Below are 16,670 nucleotides of genomic sequence, written 5' to 3'. Positions count from 1 at the left end.
ACGCTCGGACGATGAACACCGCCGAGAGCACCGACACCACCGGCACCGCCGCCCTCCCCCGCCCGTTCGACGCCGCGTTCTTCGCCGACCCCTACCCGGTCTACGCACGCCTGCGGGCGGCGGGGCCCGTGCACCGGATCGCCCTTCCCGACGGCTCGCCCGTCCGGCTCGTCACCCGCGAGGCCGACGTGCGGGCCGCCCTCGCCGACCCGCGGCTGTCGGTGAACAAGGCGCACTCCGGCAGCGGGTTCAAGGGCTTCGCCCTGCCGCCCGCCCTGGACGCCAACCTGCTCAACCTCGACGGGGCCGACCACCTGCGGCTGCGCCGCCTGGTCTCCCAGGGCTTCACGCCGCGGCGCGTGGCGGAGCTGAGCGGGCGGGTTCAGGCCGCGGCCGACAGGCTCGCCGGTGCGCTCGCCGCGCGCATCGCCGCGGACGGAAGCGCCGACCTGGTCGCGGAGTTCGCCGGGCCGCTGCCGCTGACCGTCATCGGCGACCTCTTCCGTGTGCCGGAGGCCGACCGGAAGCCGTTCGCCGCGGACGTCGCCACCATGCTCGCGCCTCGGCATCCGGCCCAGGCCGGGGAGGCGGTGGACCGCATCCACCGCTTCCTGCTGGACCTGGTCGCGGCGCGCAGGGCCGCGCCCGGCGACGACCTGCTGTCCGCTCTGATCGCCGCGCGCGACGAGGGCGACCGGCTCGGCGAGGACGAACTGGTCTCCCTCGCCTTCCTCATCCTCATGGCGGGCAGCGAGAACACCCAGCACCTGATCAGCGGCGGCCTGCTGACCCTGCTCGGGCACCCCGGCCAGCTGGACGAGGTGCGCGCGGACCCGGCCCTGTGGCCGGGCACCGTCGAGGAGCTGCTGCGCCACGGCCACCCCAATCAGATGGCCATCCGGCGCTTCCCGGTCGAACCGGTCACCATCGGGGGCGTCCCGGTACCGCAGGGCGACACCGTGCTGCTCTGCCTCGCCTCGGCCCACCGGGATCCGGCCCGCTACCCGGATCCGGACCGCTTCGACATCCACCGCGAGGACAAGGCCCACCTGGCGCTCGGCCAGGGCATGCACTACTGCCTGGGCGCGGCGCTGGCCCGGATGGAGATCCGGATCGCCCTGGCCACGCTGCTGCGCCGCCTGCCGGGCATCGCGCTCGCCGTGCCCGCCGGCGCGCTGCGGTGGCGGCCTTCCTTCCGCTCGCACGCGCTGACGGAGCTGCCCGTCACGGTCGCGGGGCGGCAGGGTCCGCCGGGACGGCACGGGCGATGAGGAGGGCCACGTCGTCCTGGTCGTTGCCGGAGCGCAGGGACGTCAGGAGGAGGTCGCAGGTCTCCTCCAGGCCTTCGGGGGCGTCGGCGAGGACCGTCAGGAGGGCTTCGAGGCGGGTGTCGATGGACTCGTCGCGCGTCTCCACCAGGCCGTCGGTGTAGAGGACGAGGCGGTCGCCGGGCTTGAGGTCGACGGCCGTGTTCTCGAAGGGGATGCCGCCGACGCCGAGCGGGGCACCGGCGGGGAGGTCGACGAGGGCCGGGGGGAGGCCGGGGCGCAGGACGACGGGCGGGAGGTGCCCGGCGTTGGCCACGCAGCAGGTGCCGCCCTGCGGGTCGTACACGGTGTACAGACACGTGGCGATCATCTGGTCCAGACCACTGGCGGTGCGGTCGAGGTGGCGCAGCACCCGGGCCGGGTCGAGGCCGAGCTGGGCGAGGGTGCGGGCGGCGGTGCGCAGCTGGCCCATGGCGGCCGCGGCGTTGATGCCGCTCCCCATGACGTCACCGACGACCAGGGCGCTCTTGTCCCCGTCCTGCGGGACGACGTCGAACCAGTCGCCGCCGACCCTGCTGGCGGTGCCGGCGGGCTGGTAGCGGTAGGCGATCTCCAGGCCCGTGGGGTCCTGGGGCGCCTGGGGCAGCAGGGAGCGCTGCAGCGTGAGGGCGGTGGCGCGCTCGCGCTGGTACCAGCGGGCGTTGTCGATGGAGACGGCGGCGCGGGCGGCGAGCTCGGCGGCGAGGGCGGCGTCGGCCTCGTCGAAGGGGCGCGGGTCGGTGAGGCGCTTGAGGTCGAGGGCGCCGAGCACCTCGCCGCGGGCGATGAGGGGCACCGCCATGTAGGAGTGCAGGCCGGCGCGGGCGAGCAGCCGGGCCGCCTCGTCGTCGCGGGCGATGCCCGGCAGGTCCTCGGCGCGCACGTGCGGCACCCTGACCGGACGGCCGGTGCGCACGCAGCGCGCGACCAGCCGGTCGGGGTCGTACTTGGCGATCTGCCCGGGCGGATCGGCCGCCCGCACGGCGTCCGCGACGGCCGAGGACTCCGCCCCGCCCGCCGCGGCGACGGCCAGCGCCCGGAAGACGGCGGGCTGCCCGTCCGGGGCGGCGGTGCGGTCGCCGTCGACGACGGTGTCGAGGATGTCGACGGCCGCCACGTCGGCCAGCCCGGGCACCACGACCTCGGCGAGCTCGCGCGCGGTCTGCTCCAGTTCGAGCGTGGTGCCGATCAGCACGGAGGCGTCGGCGATCAGGGCGGTCCGGCGGCGGTCCTCCTTGTTGGCCCGGTGGCGGTCGGTGACGTCCACGGCGGACGTGGCGACGCCCAGGACGCTGCCGCCCGGGTCCTCCAGCCGGTAGTAGGAGACGAGCTGGGCCTCTTCGTCGGTGGCGGACCCGCCGGCCCGGCCGACCCTCAGCTCGTCCAGCAGCGGGGTGCCGGTCGCCAGGACCCGGCGCATGGCGCCCTCGATCGCGCCGGCGTCCGCGTGGGGCAGGGCCTCGCGGACGGTGCGGCCCGCGCACGCCGCGGCGGGCAGGCCCTGGATGCGCTCCAGGGCGGGGTTGACCAGGACGTACCGCAGCTCGGTGTCGAAGACGGCGAGGCCGATCGGGGACTGCTCGACGAGCCGCAGCGACAGGGCGAGGTCCCGCTCCACCCCGCGCAGGACCTCCCGGTCCGTGGCGATGCCGAGGGCGTAGAAGTCGCCGTGCCGGTCCTCCAGGCGCACGTTGCGGAACTCGACCAGCCGGGTGCCGCCGTCCTTGTGCCGGGCGGGGAAGACCACGGCGAACGTCTCCCCCTCGCGCATGACCTCCGCGAACAGCTCCAGCACCGCGCCGACGTCGTCCTCGGCGACCAGCAGCCGGGCCGCGTACTGCCCGAGGGCCTCGGCCGCGCTCCAGCCGAAGAGCTGCTCGGCCTGCGGGCTCCACAGCACGATCCGGCCCTCGCGGTCCAGCACCCCCGCGGCCACGCCCAGGACGTCCAGCAGGCCCCCGGGGACGAGGGAGGGGCGGTCGGCGGGCTGGACGGGCCGGGCCCGGAACGCATCGGTCGCGCCCATCGAGGACCTCCTTCCGCCCGCCGGGGGTGGTGCGGCGGCCCCGTGCCGGCCGGACCGGCTCACCCGTCCCCGCGCCACCGTGTCACCGCAACGACTTCCATGGTCTCTCCGAAACCGGTGGGTGCGCAGCCCGCGGGGCGGGGCGCGCCGGCCGCGGGTTCACAGGTCCGGACCAGTGGCGGTACGCGGGTGGCGCGGGAGGGCCTCCCGGGCCGGGGGCACTAGGGAAGGCGGAGGGTGAACCAGACGGTCTTGCCGTTGCCGGAGGCGTGGTGGCCCCACTGGGCGGCGATCTGCTCGACGAGCCATATCCCGCGCCCGTTCTCGCTGTCGGGCCCGGCCTCGTTGCACCGCGGCAGGCGCCCGCCGGCGTCGGTGACCTGGGCGACGAGGTGTCGCTGGCCCCGGCTGAGCACGAGCCGGATGCCCTCGGGCGCCTCCGGGACGTGCAGGACGGCGTTGGTGACGAGCTCCGAGAGCAGGAGGGCGGTGTCGGAGGCCAGCTCCTCCAGACCCCACTCGGACAGCAGCTGCCGGCAGAACCGGCGCGCGGCCGCGGCCGAGCGCTCCGTCGCCGGGAGGGAGACGGCGTGCGTGGCGTGGGGGGACGCGAGGGCGTGGGGCTGCCGCCGGGAGAGCGGGCTGTGCATGCACAGGGGGATCTGGTGACCCCAGGGACCGGGGAGCTTCCGCGGGGTGGAGGCCCGGAGGGCGACCGGGTCGGTGGCGCTGATGACGGCGTCAGCCGAATGCAAGGGACTCGCGGTGTCGCGACTGGTTGCAAACATGTGGCTCAAGTGCAATCGGGTGAGCGCGAAGGGCGCTGGACGAGAGCTCGTCCGTGGCGCCGTAACGGTCCTGGGAAGCTGTGCGGGCCGCGGGACTTCGCTGTGTGGTTCCCCCCACAGTCGCCTGCTTTTCGCCAGAGGTCTATACCCCGTTGGTCACGAGTTCCCTGCGGAGCGCGATCACCGCAGGTGGGGGCGTGTGAGTACGGCATAAATTAACGCTGTGAGCCGGTGGACCGGCCCGGGGGCGCGGACCGGCCGGCGGGCCCGCGCCGTTCCGCGGCCCCGCCGGCCCCTGCGCCCTCGTGGCGGACGGGCCGCTACTTCCTCGGGCACTCCTTCCAGGCCAGGTGGTAGATGGTGTTGATGTCACCGTCGGTGGAGTCCATGGTCATGAAGCTGGTGGTCTTGGACGGGTCGGAGGAGCCCGCGTTGACCCGCAGCTCGGTGTTGATGTTGAAGTTGCGCTTCTCGCCGCAGGGGGCCCAGACCAGTGCGGCCACGTCGACGCGGTCGGTGGCCTGCCAGTTGTCCGCGTAGGCGCCGCGGAAGACGTGGGAGCTCGGCGTGGTCGTGGAGGACCCCTGGAAGTAGTACGAGGCCTTCTGGGTGCCGGTCGCCCCGGGCTCCAGCTTCGCGTAGCCGCGGTAGTCCGCGCTGGCGATGGCGTAGGTGAAGCCCTGCGGAACGTGCACGATCAGGTTGAGCTGGCAGTTCTTGCGGAAGTCGGTCGGCTTGGACCCCACGCCGACCTGGGCGAGGTAGTCGCTGTAGGTGACCGTGAAGGCCGTGTTGTCGGGCGAGACGGCCACCGCGGCCGTCCCCGCGGGGCAGCCGGAGCCGTTGACCGTGGCGATCTCGATCACGATCTTGTCCGGTGGCGGGTTGACGATGACCGAGGCGTCGTACGTGGATAACGGCGAGGCGAACAGTGCCGCGAGCGCGGCTCCTGCGATAAGGGCGCCGGGCATGGCTCTCCAATCGGTTGTCCTCGAATGAGCGGCTGCATTTCGGGCCGGGACCCGGAGGACGCCGGACCGGAATGGGTGAGAGCGCGGATCACTAGGGCATGGACATGCCATGCCCCGCGTCCGAACGACCCCTGGGGACGGGGAGCGTTCGAATGGTAGGAGGCGCCACCCGAGTCCGCCAGACTCCTCGTCGGACAACCGTTCCCCGGTTTTCCCGTCCGAACGGAGGCCCAGGTGACCGGGGTGGGTGGGAAGTCACAACCCCCGGACACCTGTAGACACTTGCTCAATACAGTGAAATGGGCCGCGCCCGGCGCTTACCCGGAACCGTGAATTCACCCCGTTTTTCCCGGCAGCCGCCTCCCGCTAAACACAGGAGGCGGCGTGATCCACATGGAAATCGGCAGCCCCGCAAGCCGTCCCGGAATTCGATACGGCTCCGGCCCGTAACCCCGGGGGCGGTTACGGCGTTCCTCTACTCACTTGGCGGCCAGTCCCGGAAAGGCCTGGCCGAGATGGACGCACAGGACGGAGATGAGAACCGCGGCCGTGATCACACCCAGGCACCCCAGCACATCGCGCAAGGTGCTCGCCAGCGGACCCAGCGGGTCCGGCGGAGGGCCGGGCGGCGCGGGCGGCGCCGGCGGCGCGGACACCGCCCTGTCCTCAGGTCTGGGCGGGCTGTGCATGCGGCGAACTCTTGTGCAGGGCGGGGTCGGAGGCAGCATGGGCGGAAGCGGAAGCGGCGGTCTGGGCGGAGGCGGGAGCCTGGCCGGCAGGGGCGGTCCGGGGCGCGCCGAATCCGTACTGGGCGGCCTGGAGTTCGTACATCGACCGGTACAGGCCGCCGTCGACGGCCATCAGCTCCTCGTGCGTCCCCTCCCCCACCACCCGGCCGTTGTCGAGGACGTAGATCAGGTCGGCGGTCGCGGTCGCGGCGAGCCGGTGGGTGATCAGCAGGACGGTGGTGCCGCCGTCGGTCAGCGACCGCAGCGACTGGAACGCCTCCGCCTCCGCCTTGGGGTCGAGGGCGGAGGTCGGCTCGTCGACGATCAGCAGGGGCGCGCGGCGGTAGCGCGCGCGGGCGCTGCCCAGGCGCTGCCACTGGCCGCCGGAGATCTGGGTGCCGCGCTCGAAGCCCTTGACCACGAGGCTGTCCCACTGGTGCGGCAGCGAGTCGATGACGCCGGTGGCGCCGGACTCGGCGGCCGCCCGCTCGATCCGGTCCTGGTCCGGCGGCATCCCCGGGCGGCCGATGTGGACGTTGGCGCGGGCGGTCATGGGCCAGCGGGGGAAGTCCTGGGACAACACGGCGACCTGGTCGAAGAGCAGGTCGCGGTCGGCGTCGTGGATCTCGACCCCGTTCCAGTACAGCTGCCCCGAGGTCGGCAGGTACAGCCCGGCGACGAGCTTGGACAGGGTGGTCTTGCCGGAGCCGTTCGCACCGACCAGCGCGACGACCTTGCCCGGCGGGACGGTCAGGCTGACCTCGCTGAGCGCGGGCGCCGCGGCCCCGGGATAGACGAAGGTGACCTTCTCCAGCCGGATCTCCTTCACCCCGGGCGCCATCGGCGTGCCGCCCTCGGGGATGGCGTGCCGCTCCGCCTCCACGCAGGCGCGCTCCAGGTCGCTGAGGTACATGGCCTCCTCGTAGAGCCGGTTGACCTGGGTCACCAGCGCGGTGAGGCTCGCGCCGGCGGCCCGTACGGCGATCACCGCGGTACCGGCGACGGCCAGCGGCATGCCGCCCGAGGCGAGCAGCAGCCACAGCGCTCCGTAGACGACGAGCGCGGCCGTCCCCGAGAGCGCGGACGCGGCGGTGCGCGTGACCGCCTCGGCGCGGGCCAGGCGCTGCTGCTCCTTCTCCACGGTGGCGGCCATGTCGTCGTAGGCGCCGACGAGCATGCGGCCCGCGCCGTGCACCCGGATCTCGGCGGCGGTGTCGAGGCCGGTGAGCGTGGAGGTGATGACGGAGATGGCGCGCCGGTGCTCGATCCAGGCGTGCCGCGAGGCGTACTGCCGCCGGGCGGTGACGACCGCGCCCCAGCCCTTGGGGGCGGCCACGAGCAGCAGCATGGGCACCAGGGACGGGTGCAGCAGGGCGAGCACCCCGGCGGAGGCCGCCAGCCCCACGACGGCGTTGACGACGGTGACCGACGAGCCGATCATCAGCCGGACCGAGTCGGTGCCGAACCGGCCCGCGTCGAGCAGGCGGTGGAAGTCCTTGTCCTCCAGGACCGCGAGCTCCACGCGGACCGCGCCGCGGTAGAAGCGCGCGGTGCACACCCGCTCCACCTTCGGCTCCAGCTGCCCTGCGGCCGCCACGGAGACCGCCGACAGCAGCGCGGTGGCGGCGGCGACCGAGGTGACCGCCAGCAGCGACGGCAGGGCCTCCCGCAGCCGCTCGGCGGTGGGTCCGGCGGTGAAGAGGGCGGTCAGCGCGCGGTTGGCGGCGACCAGCCCGAAGGCGCGCGTCAGCCCCTGGCCCAGCTCGGCGCCGACGAGCGCGAGCAGCGCCGGGCGGTCCTCGCGCCAGGCGGCCCGGGTGACGGTGGCGACCATGGCCGGAAGCTGACGGGCCATCGACCAGAACGACAGCCGCAGCAGCGGCCGTTCGTGGTTGACGAAGGCCTTGTCGTGCCGCAAGGCGCCGCCGAACAGCAGGACTTCGCTCTCCGATACGGGGATCGGGCGCGGCGGGCGCCGCGCGAAGGGCGTCACCGTTCCCCCGGCACGCGGTAGGCTCGCGGGCCGGTCACGGACGTGGGGGGAGACGCCGCGGGGGACGCGGGGCGGGACATGAAGCCTCCTGAGGACGGTGGGGCTGGCCGGCGGGTGCGGGCAGGAGGGCGCTGGTGCTTGGCGGCGAGACGCGTCGGTGAACCGATCCGTGCCAAGGGCATGGCCGAGGAGCACGCCGCGGCTGCGGTACACGGCGACGTGCGGGAGTCGGACTGAGGGGTGGTGGACGGGACCCCGGCGGACGGTGACCTGTCCGACGCCGTCGGGGTTTCCGCGGCCTTCCGGTGCCCGTTTCCGGACAGGAGGACTCTAGCCGCCCCGACCCTGTTGAAAGTTCGCCAACCCGCAGTTCCCTGCAGACTGTTCACTCGTTCAGGTATAAGTGACCGCCGGTTCCCGGGAGTTGGTACAACGCGAGCCCGGACCCCTCGGCGGGGTCCGGGCTCGGTGGTGCGGCGGCCCGCAGGACGTGCGCAGCGGGCGGCGTGCGGTCAGTCCTCGTGCGCCGCGGAGGGGAGCCGGCGCAGCTTCAGGGGCGTGCGCTTCTTGAAGGCGTAGTCGAGCATCTCGGCGGCGTCCGGGTAGCGGTTCGCGGCGTCGTTGAGGATGACGCCGACGACGCTCCGCCCACCCTGCCGTGCGGCGAACACCAGGCAGGGCCCGGACGCCGTCGTGGTCCCGGTCTTGATCCCCGTCACTCCCCGGTACGAGCCGAGGAGCTTGTTGGTGTTGTACCAGGTGTACAGCCGGTTGACGTTCTTCGCCTTCTGCTGGGTGTTCAGCGCGGAGACGACGGTGCGGAAGGTGGCGCTGCGCAGGGCGTGCCGGGAGAGCTCGGCCAGGTCCCGGGGGGTGGAGTAGTTCCTGCCCGCGGAGGAGATGCCGTCGAAGGAGTCGTAGCTGGTGCCGCGCAGCTTCAGCTGCCTGGCCTTGGCGTTCATCCTGGAGACGAACGACTTCGTGCGGGCCGCCTCGTCGGGTCCCGTGCCGAAGGCGTCGGCGAGGGCGTAGGCGGCGTCGCAGCCGGAGGGGAGCATCAGCGCGTAGAGGAGCTGACGCGCCGTGAGCTTGTCGCCGGTGCGGAGGTCCGCCGTGCTCGCGCCGGTCCGCTGGACGTAGTCGCGGTAGGACTGCTTGATCTGGATCTGCCGCTCCAGGTTCACCCCCGGAGTGTCCAGGACCACCACCGCGGTCATGATCTTCGTGGTGCTGGCCATGGGCCGCTTGACGGTCGCGTCCTTGGCCCACAGCGGGCGCGCGGAGGCGGCGTCCATCAGGTAGGCGCCCTTCGCGTCGACCGACGGACCGTGCGCGGCGTGCGCGGCCGGCGCCGGAAGGGCGGCGGCGAGGGCCGCGGCCGTCGCCGTCACCGTCGCCGCCAGTGGCGCTCCCCACGCTCCCCGGCGGCGGTCCTGCTCTCCCCCACGTCGCTGCATCAAGGCTCCATTCCCAGGCTGTCGGTGGTCGGGGCGAGCGGCATCGTCGCACCGGCCCGTGCCCGGAAAGAAATCCGAACCACTAACGGGTGAGCGGGACTTATGAGGCTGACGGGGCGTGCGGGACGGCACGGGGAGGGTTCGCGGGGACTCCGCCGGAGGGGCACGGAAAGAGCCCGCCCGGTGGCCCGGGCGGGCTCTTCTCACGAGGGTGCGGCGGGGGTGCCAGCGGGGGCTCAGCCCGCCTGCGCCGCCGTCCGCGCCTTGTCCGGCGCCCCGGCCCGCGGGGCCAGGAGCCGTTCGGCCAGGTGGCCGAAGACGAGGCCGAAGCCGGTCCACAGCAGGAGCTGCACCGCCAGGGCCGACAGGCGGAACTTCCACAGCAGGCCCGCCGGGAAGTCGTCGGGCAGTTCGTTGACCGAGGGCAGGAAGGCGTAGGCCAGGCCGACGGCGACCACGAAGGCCGCCCCCGCCGCGACCGTCGCGTTCCAGTTGCCCAGCCGGGGCGCGAGGCGCTTGCCGAGGATGACCGCGCCGACCGCCAGCAGGATGCTGAGCGCGATCATCAGGAAGAACAGCGCGGTGCGCATGTCGAGGGAGTCGGGGTCGCCGACGGAGGGCGGGTTGGCCGGGTACTTCAGGAACGGCACCACGTAGACGGCCAGGAGCGCGCCGAGCGAGACCAGCGCGGCGGTGGCCCGCGGGCCGAAGCGGCCGATGCGGCCCAGGGCGACGCAGAAGACCAGCGAGGCGATGCCGCCCAGCGCGACGCCGTAGACGAGGATGCCGGTGGCCAGCCCGGCCGTGGACTGCATGGTGCGGCTGACCGGGTCCTCACCTCCCTCGCCGTGGTCGTGGGGGCTGTGGGCCTCCTCGAAGGCGATGGCGGAGTCCACGTGGGGCTCGCCGAGGAAGTAGGCGACGGCGAGGGCCAGGACGCCGGCGGCGAGGCCCGCGAGCATGCCGCGGACGAGCAGGGCTCTGACGGAGATCGAGTTCACGGTGGTTCCCCTGGTGGCTCGTCAGTGGCAGGGGAAGCCGAGCAGGTGGCGCCCGTCGTGGACCCACTCGTGGACGTTCTCGCCGGCGATGAGGGAGGTGGCGCCCTGCTCGGCGCCGACGAAGTAGAGCAGGACCAGCATGAGGATGCCGACGAAGAGCGCCCACGGGGCGATCTGCTTGAGCGAGATGGGGGCGACCGCGGGTATCGCGGACGAACCGGCGGCGGGGGCGGCGGACTGGGCCATGGCAGAACCTCCTGGGGAACACGCGTCCCGATCATTGGGGCCTAGGACGACAGTGCGGGGTCTGACTTCCCTGCGGGGGCTCCGCCGGGTACACAGTGGCGCGACCGTGCCGGGATCTCACCGGGCTTCCGTCACACCGTCGTCATTGCCACGCGACCGTACCGCGCGCGGGTGACCTGCGCTACGGCGTGCGGATGCTCACCCCGGCGCGCGGCTCCGGCGGCGCCCGTGATCTGCTGATTCGCGGCAGACGCCACCCGTTGACAGAGGGGGACGAGGATCACCGTGACCGTCCGTGTGATGCTGATCTCACCTGCCTCCGACGGCCCTTCCCACGAGGCCCGGTTCGGCGACGACGGGCCGCTCGGCGCGGCGGGCCTGCGCCGCACGAGGGCGGCGGCCGGTTCGCTGCCGGCCGCCGGGCAGGTGCTGACCGCCCCGTCCGCCCGCTGCGCCGGGAGCGCCTCGGCCCTCGGCCTGGCCGAGGCCCGTCCCGAGCCGGCGCTGCGCGACCTCGACCCGGGCCGCTGGCGCGGCCGCCCGCTCGCCGAGGTCGGCACGGACGAACCCCGGGCGCTGGCCGCCTGGCTGACGGACCCGGAGGCGGCGCCGCACGGCGGCGAGTCGGTGCGGGACGTCGTCGCCCGGGTCGGTGCGTGGCTCGACGGCCTGGAGGACGGCAGGGTGCTGGCCGTCGCCCCTCCGGCGGTGGTCCGCGCGGCGCTGGTCCACGCCCTGGCCCTGCCGCCGCAGACGTTCTGGCGCCTCGACGTGCTGCCCCTGTCGGTGACGGAACTGTCGGGGCGCGGGGGCCGGTGGAACCTGCGCTGCGGCGCTCCGCTGCCGCAGGGGACGACGGACGCCGCCTCGCCTGCGGAAACACAAACTCCTTAGGCTAGCCTTACCTTATGACTGTGTCGCAAGTGGGCCCCCCGGAGGTGCAGCCCGCCGGCCAACAGGCCCCGGTGGGGCGTGTGCACGGCAACCGGGCCGTCCTGACCGCCTCGGCCCTCCTCGTGGTGGGGGTCCTCGTGCTGTCCGCCCTCTCCCTGTCCGTCGGGGCGGGCGAGGTCGGAGCCGGGGACGTGCTGGACTACGTCCTCGGACGGAACGGGGCCCGCGACAGCTCCCGGCTCTCGCTGGTCGTCGGCGACCTGCGACTGCCCCGGACGCTCACCGCACTGGCCGTCGGCGCCGCGCTCGGCACCGCGGGCTGCCTGCTGCAGGCCGTCACCCGCAACCCCCTGGCCGAGACCGGCCTGCTCGGCGTGAACGCCGGCGCCTCGCTCGGCGTCGTCGTCGGCATCGCCTTCCTCGGCGTGAGCAGCGGCTACGGCTACCTCCTGTGGGCCTTCGGCGGCGCCGTCCTGGCCAGCGCGCTGGTGCTGCTCATCGCGAGCCGCCGCGGCGGCGGTTCCCCCATGCGGCTGGTGCTCGCCGGCTCCGCGCTCGGAGCCACCTTCGGCGGCATCACCAGCGTGCTCATCGTCAACTCCGCCGAGACCTACGACCGCTTCCGCTTCTGGGTCCTGGGCTCGCTCGCGGGCGTCGAGGGCTTCACCAAGCTCGGCAGCCTGGTGCCCGTCCTCGCCGCCGGATTCGTCGTCGCGCTGCTGATCGCCCGCCCGCTGTCCGCGCTCGCGCTCGGCGACGACCTCGCCAAGGGGCTGGGCCACCGGCCCGGCGTCATCCGCGTCGTCGTGGCCGTGGCCGTCACCCTGCTCACCGCCGCGTCGGTGGCGCTCGTCGGGCCCATCTCCTTCCTCGGCCTGCTGGCCGGGTTCCTCGCACGGGCCGTCACCGGACCGCGCCTCACCGCCCAGATCGTGCTCGCCGGCCTCATCGGCGCGGGCGTGCTCACCGGCTCCGACGTCCTCGCCCGCGTGGTCTCCCGGCCGTTCGAGGCGCCCGTCTCCGTCATCATCGCCCTCTTCGGCGCCCCCGTTCTCATCGCCATCGTCCGCTCCCGGCGGATGGCCTCGATGGGCATGACCGACCCCGCCGCGGAGGAGAGCCCGAAGGGCGGGCGCGGTGTCGCGGCCAGGCTGCCCCGGCCCCGCAAGGAAGAGGACGGCGGCGCCGACACCCTCGTCGTCCGCAGCGGCTCCCTGTCGCTGCTCGTGCCGCGCCGGGCCGCCGTCGCGGCCTTCGCCCTCGCCGCCCTGCTCGTCGGCGCGGTCGTCCTCTCCGCGTACGCCGGGCAGAGCGAGATGAGCCTGAGCCGTACGTTCAACGCCGTCTTCGGGTCGGGCGACCGGTTCGACGTCCTGCTCGTGCAGAAGTTCCGGCTCGGCCGGATCGTGGCGGGGCTCGCCGCGGGCGCGGCCCTCGGCCTCGCCGGCTGCCTCACGCAGACCCTCGCCCGCAACCGGCTCGCCACGCCCGAGCTGCTCGGCGTGAACGACGGCGCCACCGCCGCCGTCCTGCTCTCCGCCACCCTCAGCGGCACGTTCGGTGCGTGGTGGGCGGGCCCGCTCGGCGCGCTCGCCGCCGTGCTCGTCGTCACCACCGTCTCCGGCGGCCTGGGCCAGCGCGGCTACCGCGTCCTCGTCGTGGGCCTCGCCATGTCGGCGCTCGCCTCGGCGATCACCCAGGTCGTCCTCTCCCGCCGCTCCCTGAACTCGGCCAGCTCGCTGTACGTGTGGACGTCCGGCAGCCTCAACGGCCGCAGCTACTCCGTGGCCGTGCCGGTCCTCATCGGCCTGGCCGTCCTCGTGCCGATCGCCCTGGTCGTCGCCCGCCACCTCAACGTGCTGCGGTTCGACGACTCCACCGCCGCGTCGCTCGGCGTCGCGCCGGGCCGGGTGCGGCTGGTGTGCATGCTGCTCGCGGTGGGCCTCGCCGGCCTGGCGGTGGGGATCTGCGGGCCGGTCGGCTTCATCGCCCTCGCCTCGCCCGTGATCGCGGGGCGGCTGGCCGGGCCGCTGCGGGTGCCCGTCGTGGGCTCCATGCTGGTCGGGGCCGCGCTCGTGGTCCTGGCGGACACCGTGGGGCGGGTCGCGCTCGACGGGGCGGAGATTCCCGTCGGGATCGTCAGCACCGTTCTCGGCGGACCGTTCCTGCTGTGGGTGCTGCTGGGGCGGTCGGCCGCGACGCGGGTGTAGTCGTTCCGGGGCTCCGCCCCGGACCCCGGTCCTCAATCGCCGGACGGGCTCGATCGATGCCCAGTCCCCGCCTCGTTTCGCCTGCCTGAGACAAGGAAGCCCATGGAACCGCAGAGCCCCCTCCTCCGCGACCTCGCCGCCGCCGTGCGCCACGGCATACCCGACGCCCTCGGCATCTTCTGGCGGCACGCCGCCACCAAGGGCACGCCCCTCGTCGAACCCGACCCCGAAGGCGACCCCGCCTGGCGGCTGGTCACCTTCCTCTGGCGTGACGAGCCCGGCCGGCCCGCCTCCGACGTGCTCGCCCTCCTGCACACCGTCACCGACAAGGACCGGCACGCTGGCGACCTCGCGCCGCACCTCATGGGCAAGCTGGAGGGCACGGACGTCTGGGCCATCAGCCACCGGCTGCGGGCCGACCACCGGGCGTCGTACCAGTTCTTCGTGGCCCGCGGTCCGCGCGAGGAGACGCTGCGCGCGGACCGCAAGGCGTGGCTGCACGTCCTGGACTCGGCCGTGCCCGACCCGTTCAGCACGCTCCCGGAGCTGCCCTCGCGCGACGGGCGGAACCCGTCGTCGGTGATGGCGCTCCCGGACGCGCCGGTCCAGGAGTGGACCGCCCCCCGGCCGGGGACGGCGCGCGGCACGCGGGCCGAGGCCGTGGTCGAAGGGCGGCGCGTCCACGTCCACCTGCCCGCCGGGCACCGGGCGGACGGCGGCCCGTACCCCGTCGTCGTGCTGCTGGACGGCGAGATGTGGGGGCCGGTCCTGGACTTCGGCACCGCCCTGGACAACCTGTACGCGGACGGGCGCATGCCGCCTGCGGTCACGCTGATGGTGGACACCATGGGCCGCGCGCGCCGCATGGAGGACCTCAGCTGCAGCGAGGGGTTCGTCGACTGGCTGGCGGACGTCCTGCTGCCGTGGGCCGCGCAGACCCACGGCGCCACGGACGATCCGGCGCGCACGGTCGTGGCGGGGCAGAGCGCGGGCGGGCTGACGGCCGCGTTCGCGGCGTTCCGGCGGCCGGAGCGGTTCGGCAACGCCCTCTCCCAGTCCGGCTCCTTCTGGTGGCCGGACGGGACGGAGTTCGACGGCGGCAGCGAGTGGCTGACCCGGCAGTTCGCGGTCAGCGAGAAGCTGCCCGTCCGTCTCCGCGTGGAGGTGGGCCTGCAGGAGTGGATGCTCCTCCCGCAGAACCGCCACCTGCGCAACGTGCTGGAGGCCCGGGGCTACGACGTCGCCTACGGCGAGTTCAACGGGGGCCACGACTACGCCTGCTGGCGCGGGGGGCTCGCCGGGGGGCTGGCCGCCCTGCTGGGCGACCGGGGCTGACGGCCGCAACGCACCGCGGGCCGGGACCGGCGTACGAGCGTACGCCGGTCCCGGCCCGCGGCCGTTTCCCGGTGGTCGGTCAGGCCGCCACGGCCTGCTCCTCCTGCGGCTCGTCGTCGAACGGCGGGGGCGCGGGGGCGTCCTTGGGCATCCGCAGCGCGGCGAGCGCGCCGAGGGCGACCAGGCCGGCGGTGACCAGGATCGCCGCCCGGTACGGGCCGGGGTCCGTGTCCTGTCCGTGCGAGCCGCCGGAGGCCGCGATCACCGCGGCCGTCGCGGCGATGCCGAGCGCGCCGCCCAGCGTGCGCACGATGGTGAACAGGCCCATCGCCTGGCCCATGGCCGGGGGCGGGACGTCCGCGAACCCGGCGATCTGGACGGTCAGCACGGCCGTGCCGAGGACGAGGCCGACGCAGAACATCAGCGCCCGCACCGCCCAGGCGTTCTCCGCGACGCCCGGCACGGCCAGCGCGCCGAACACCCCCGTGGCCAGGACCAGGGCGGGCACGGCGAGCAGGCGCGGGCCCAGCTTCGGCATCAGCCGGTCGGCGACCTGCGAGGCCAGCATCAGGCCGAGCGCCTCGGGGAAGACGCTCAGGCCCGCGTCCAGGGCCGAGGCCCCGAGCGCCGCCTGGTAGAGCAGCGGGAACGCGAAGAGGACACCCATCAGACCGGCCGAGGTGACCAGGGCGAGCACCGTGGCCGAGGCGAACACCTTGTCCGCGAGCAGCCGCAGCTCCAGCAGCGGGGTCTTCGCCCGGAGCAGGTGGACGCACCCGGCCACGAGCAGGACGAGCCCGAGCGGGCCGGCCACGGCGACGGACGGCGAGGTCCAGCCGTGCGAGGGGCCGAAGCCCAGCGCGTACGTGAGCAGGCCGAGCGCGGGGGTGGCCAGCAGGAAGCCGGGGACGTCGAACGGGGCGGCACCGTCCTCGGCCGCCTCCTCCTTCTCCTCGCGCAGCCCCACCACGCCCAGCAGCACCGCCGCCGCGCCGATCGGCACGTTGACGAAGAACAGCCAGTGCCAGGAGAAGTGCTCGGTCAGGAAGCCGCCCAGCGGCGGCCCGAGGGCCGGCATCAGGGCGGTCGGCACGATGAGGACCTTCGACAGCTTCATCCGCTCGTGCGGCGGGAAGGCGCGGAAGAGCAGCGTCATGCCGACCGGGGTGAGCAGGCCGCCCGCGATGCCCTGCACGACGCGGGCGAGGACCAGGGTCGGCAGGTCCTGGGCCAGGCCGCAGACCGCCGAGGCCGCCGTGAAGACGGCCAGCGAGCCGAGGAAGACCTTCTTGGTGCCGAAGCGGTCGCCGAGCCAGCCGGCGACCGGCAGGGCGACGGCGAGCGCCACCAGGAAGGCGACCTCGACGGTGTTGGCGGCGGAGACGGGTTCGCCGAAGTCCCGGGCGATGGTGAGCAGCGCCGGGTTGACGATGGTGGAGTCGAGGCCGTTCATGCACATCGCCGCCGTGTACACGATCACGACGGCGACGCGCGGGTTGATGCCCTTCACCCCTGGGCCGCCGGGGCCAGGTCGGTCCAGTTCTCGGTGATCCAGTCCACGGCCTGCTGCCGCTCGCAGGGGCCGTGGACGACGGTCCAGCCGTCCGGCACGGCGGCGAAACCCGGCCAGAGGCTGTGCCGGCCCTCGGCGTTGACGAGGACGAGGAACGGGCCGTCGCCGTCGAAGGGGTTGGCGGGTGCGTCGCTCATGGGG

At 74.1% G+C, this 16,670-nt stretch carries 13 protein-coding genes; 4 read left to right on the top strand and 9 right to left on the bottom strand.

Features of this window, described 5'->3' with window-relative positions:
- The first annotated feature begins 11 nt into the window (after positions 1-11).
- Complete coding sequence (locus ACFPP6_RS05865; protein WP_382037889.1) at positions 12-1,271, top strand: cytochrome P450 family protein; 1,260 nt, start codon at positions 12-14, stop codon at positions 1,269-1,271.
- On the opposite strand, the gene ACFPP6_RS05860 is transcribed toward ACFPP6_RS05865, so the two are convergent.
- The 7 genes from ACFPP6_RS05860 to ACFPP6_RS05830 form a co-directional block, all read right to left on the bottom strand.
- Positions 1,225-3,333, bottom strand: coding sequence for a SpoIIE family protein phosphatase (locus ACFPP6_RS05860; protein WP_382037887.1), 2,109 nt, complete (start codon positions 3,331-3,333; stop codon positions 1,225-1,227). The genes ACFPP6_RS05865 and ACFPP6_RS05860 overlap by 47 nt on opposite strands.
- A 221-nt stretch (positions 3,334-3,554) precedes the next feature.
- Positions 3,555-4,088 carry an ATP-binding protein gene (locus ACFPP6_RS05855; protein ID WP_382037886.1) on the bottom strand — a complete coding sequence of 178 codons (534 nt, stop codon included), beginning with the start codon at positions 4,086-4,088 and terminating at the stop codon, positions 3,555-3,557.
- Between the two features lie 353 nt (positions 4,089-4,441).
- Positions 4,442-5,092 carry a DUF4360 domain-containing protein gene (locus ACFPP6_RS05850; protein ID WP_382037884.1) on the bottom strand — a complete coding sequence of 217 codons (651 nt, stop codon included), beginning with the start codon at positions 5,090-5,092 and terminating at the stop codon, positions 4,442-4,444.
- Between the two features lie 666 nt (positions 5,093-5,758).
- A complete protein-coding gene (locus ACFPP6_RS05845; RefSeq protein ID WP_382037882.1) occupies positions 5,759-7,813 on the bottom strand; it encodes an ABC transporter ATP-binding protein in 2,055 nt (684 codons plus the stop codon).
- Between the two features lie 512 nt (positions 7,814-8,325).
- Positions 8,326-9,270 carry a D-alanyl-D-alanine carboxypeptidase family protein gene (locus ACFPP6_RS05840; RefSeq protein ID WP_382037881.1) on the bottom strand — a complete coding sequence of 315 codons (945 nt, stop codon included), beginning with the start codon at positions 9,268-9,270 and terminating at the stop codon, positions 8,326-8,328.
- 236 nt (positions 9,271-9,506) lie between these two features.
- A complete protein-coding gene (locus ACFPP6_RS05835) occupies positions 9,507-10,271 on the bottom strand; it encodes a CbtA family protein (RefSeq protein ID WP_382037879.1) in 765 nt (254 codons plus the stop codon).
- 21 nt (positions 10,272-10,292) lie between these two features.
- Entirely contained in the window at positions 10,293-10,517 is a 225-nt protein-coding gene (locus tag ACFPP6_RS05830) for a CbtB domain-containing protein (RefSeq protein ID WP_058042688.1), read from the bottom strand.
- 285 nt (positions 10,518-10,802) lie between these two features.
- Between ACFPP6_RS05830 and ACFPP6_RS05825 the strand changes: the two genes are divergently transcribed.
- The 3 genes from ACFPP6_RS05825 (at position 10,803) to fes (ending at position 14,956) form a co-directional block, all read left to right on the top strand.
- Positions 10,803-11,411, top strand: coding sequence for a histidine phosphatase family protein (locus ACFPP6_RS05825; RefSeq protein ID WP_382037876.1), 609 nt, complete (start codon positions 10,803-10,805; stop codon positions 11,409-11,411).
- A 14-nt stretch (positions 11,412-11,425) separates the two neighbouring features.
- Positions 11,426-13,621, top strand: coding sequence for a Fe(3+)-hydroxamate ABC transporter permease FhuB (fhuB, locus tag ACFPP6_RS05820; protein ID WP_382037875.1), 2,196 nt, complete (start codon positions 11,426-11,428; stop codon positions 13,619-13,621).
- 102 nt (positions 13,622-13,723) lie between these two features.
- Complete coding sequence (fes, locus tag ACFPP6_RS05815) at positions 13,724-14,956, top strand: enterochelin esterase (RefSeq protein ID WP_382037873.1); 1,233 nt, start codon at positions 13,724-13,726, stop codon at positions 14,954-14,956.
- 79 nt (positions 14,957-15,035) lie between these two features.
- Here fes and ACFPP6_RS05810 read toward each other — a convergent pair whose 3' ends face one another.
- Positions 15,036-16,466 (bottom strand): DHA2 family efflux MFS transporter permease subunit, encoded by a 1,431-nt coding sequence (locus ACFPP6_RS05810; protein WP_382037872.1) that lies wholly within the window; start codon positions 16,464-16,466, stop codon positions 15,036-15,038.
- The gene (locus tag ACFPP6_RS05805; protein WP_058042684.1) at positions 16,463-16,666 is read right to left on the bottom strand and encodes an MbtH family protein; all 204 of its coding nucleotides are present in this window, start codon (positions 16,664-16,666) and stop codon (positions 16,463-16,465) included. Before ACFPP6_RS05805 ends, ACFPP6_RS05810 begins: the two co-directional genes overlap by 4 nt.
- Positions 16,667-16,670 lie beyond the last annotated feature (4 nt).

It is taken from the genome of Streptomyces aureoversilis (assembly GCF_042657885.1).
Lineage (GTDB): Bacteria > Actinomycetota > Actinomycetes > Streptomycetales > Streptomycetaceae > Streptomyces > Streptomyces aureoversilis.
Note: the sequence above shows the minus strand (reverse complement) of the source record. Positions and strands in the feature narration are given on the sequence as shown.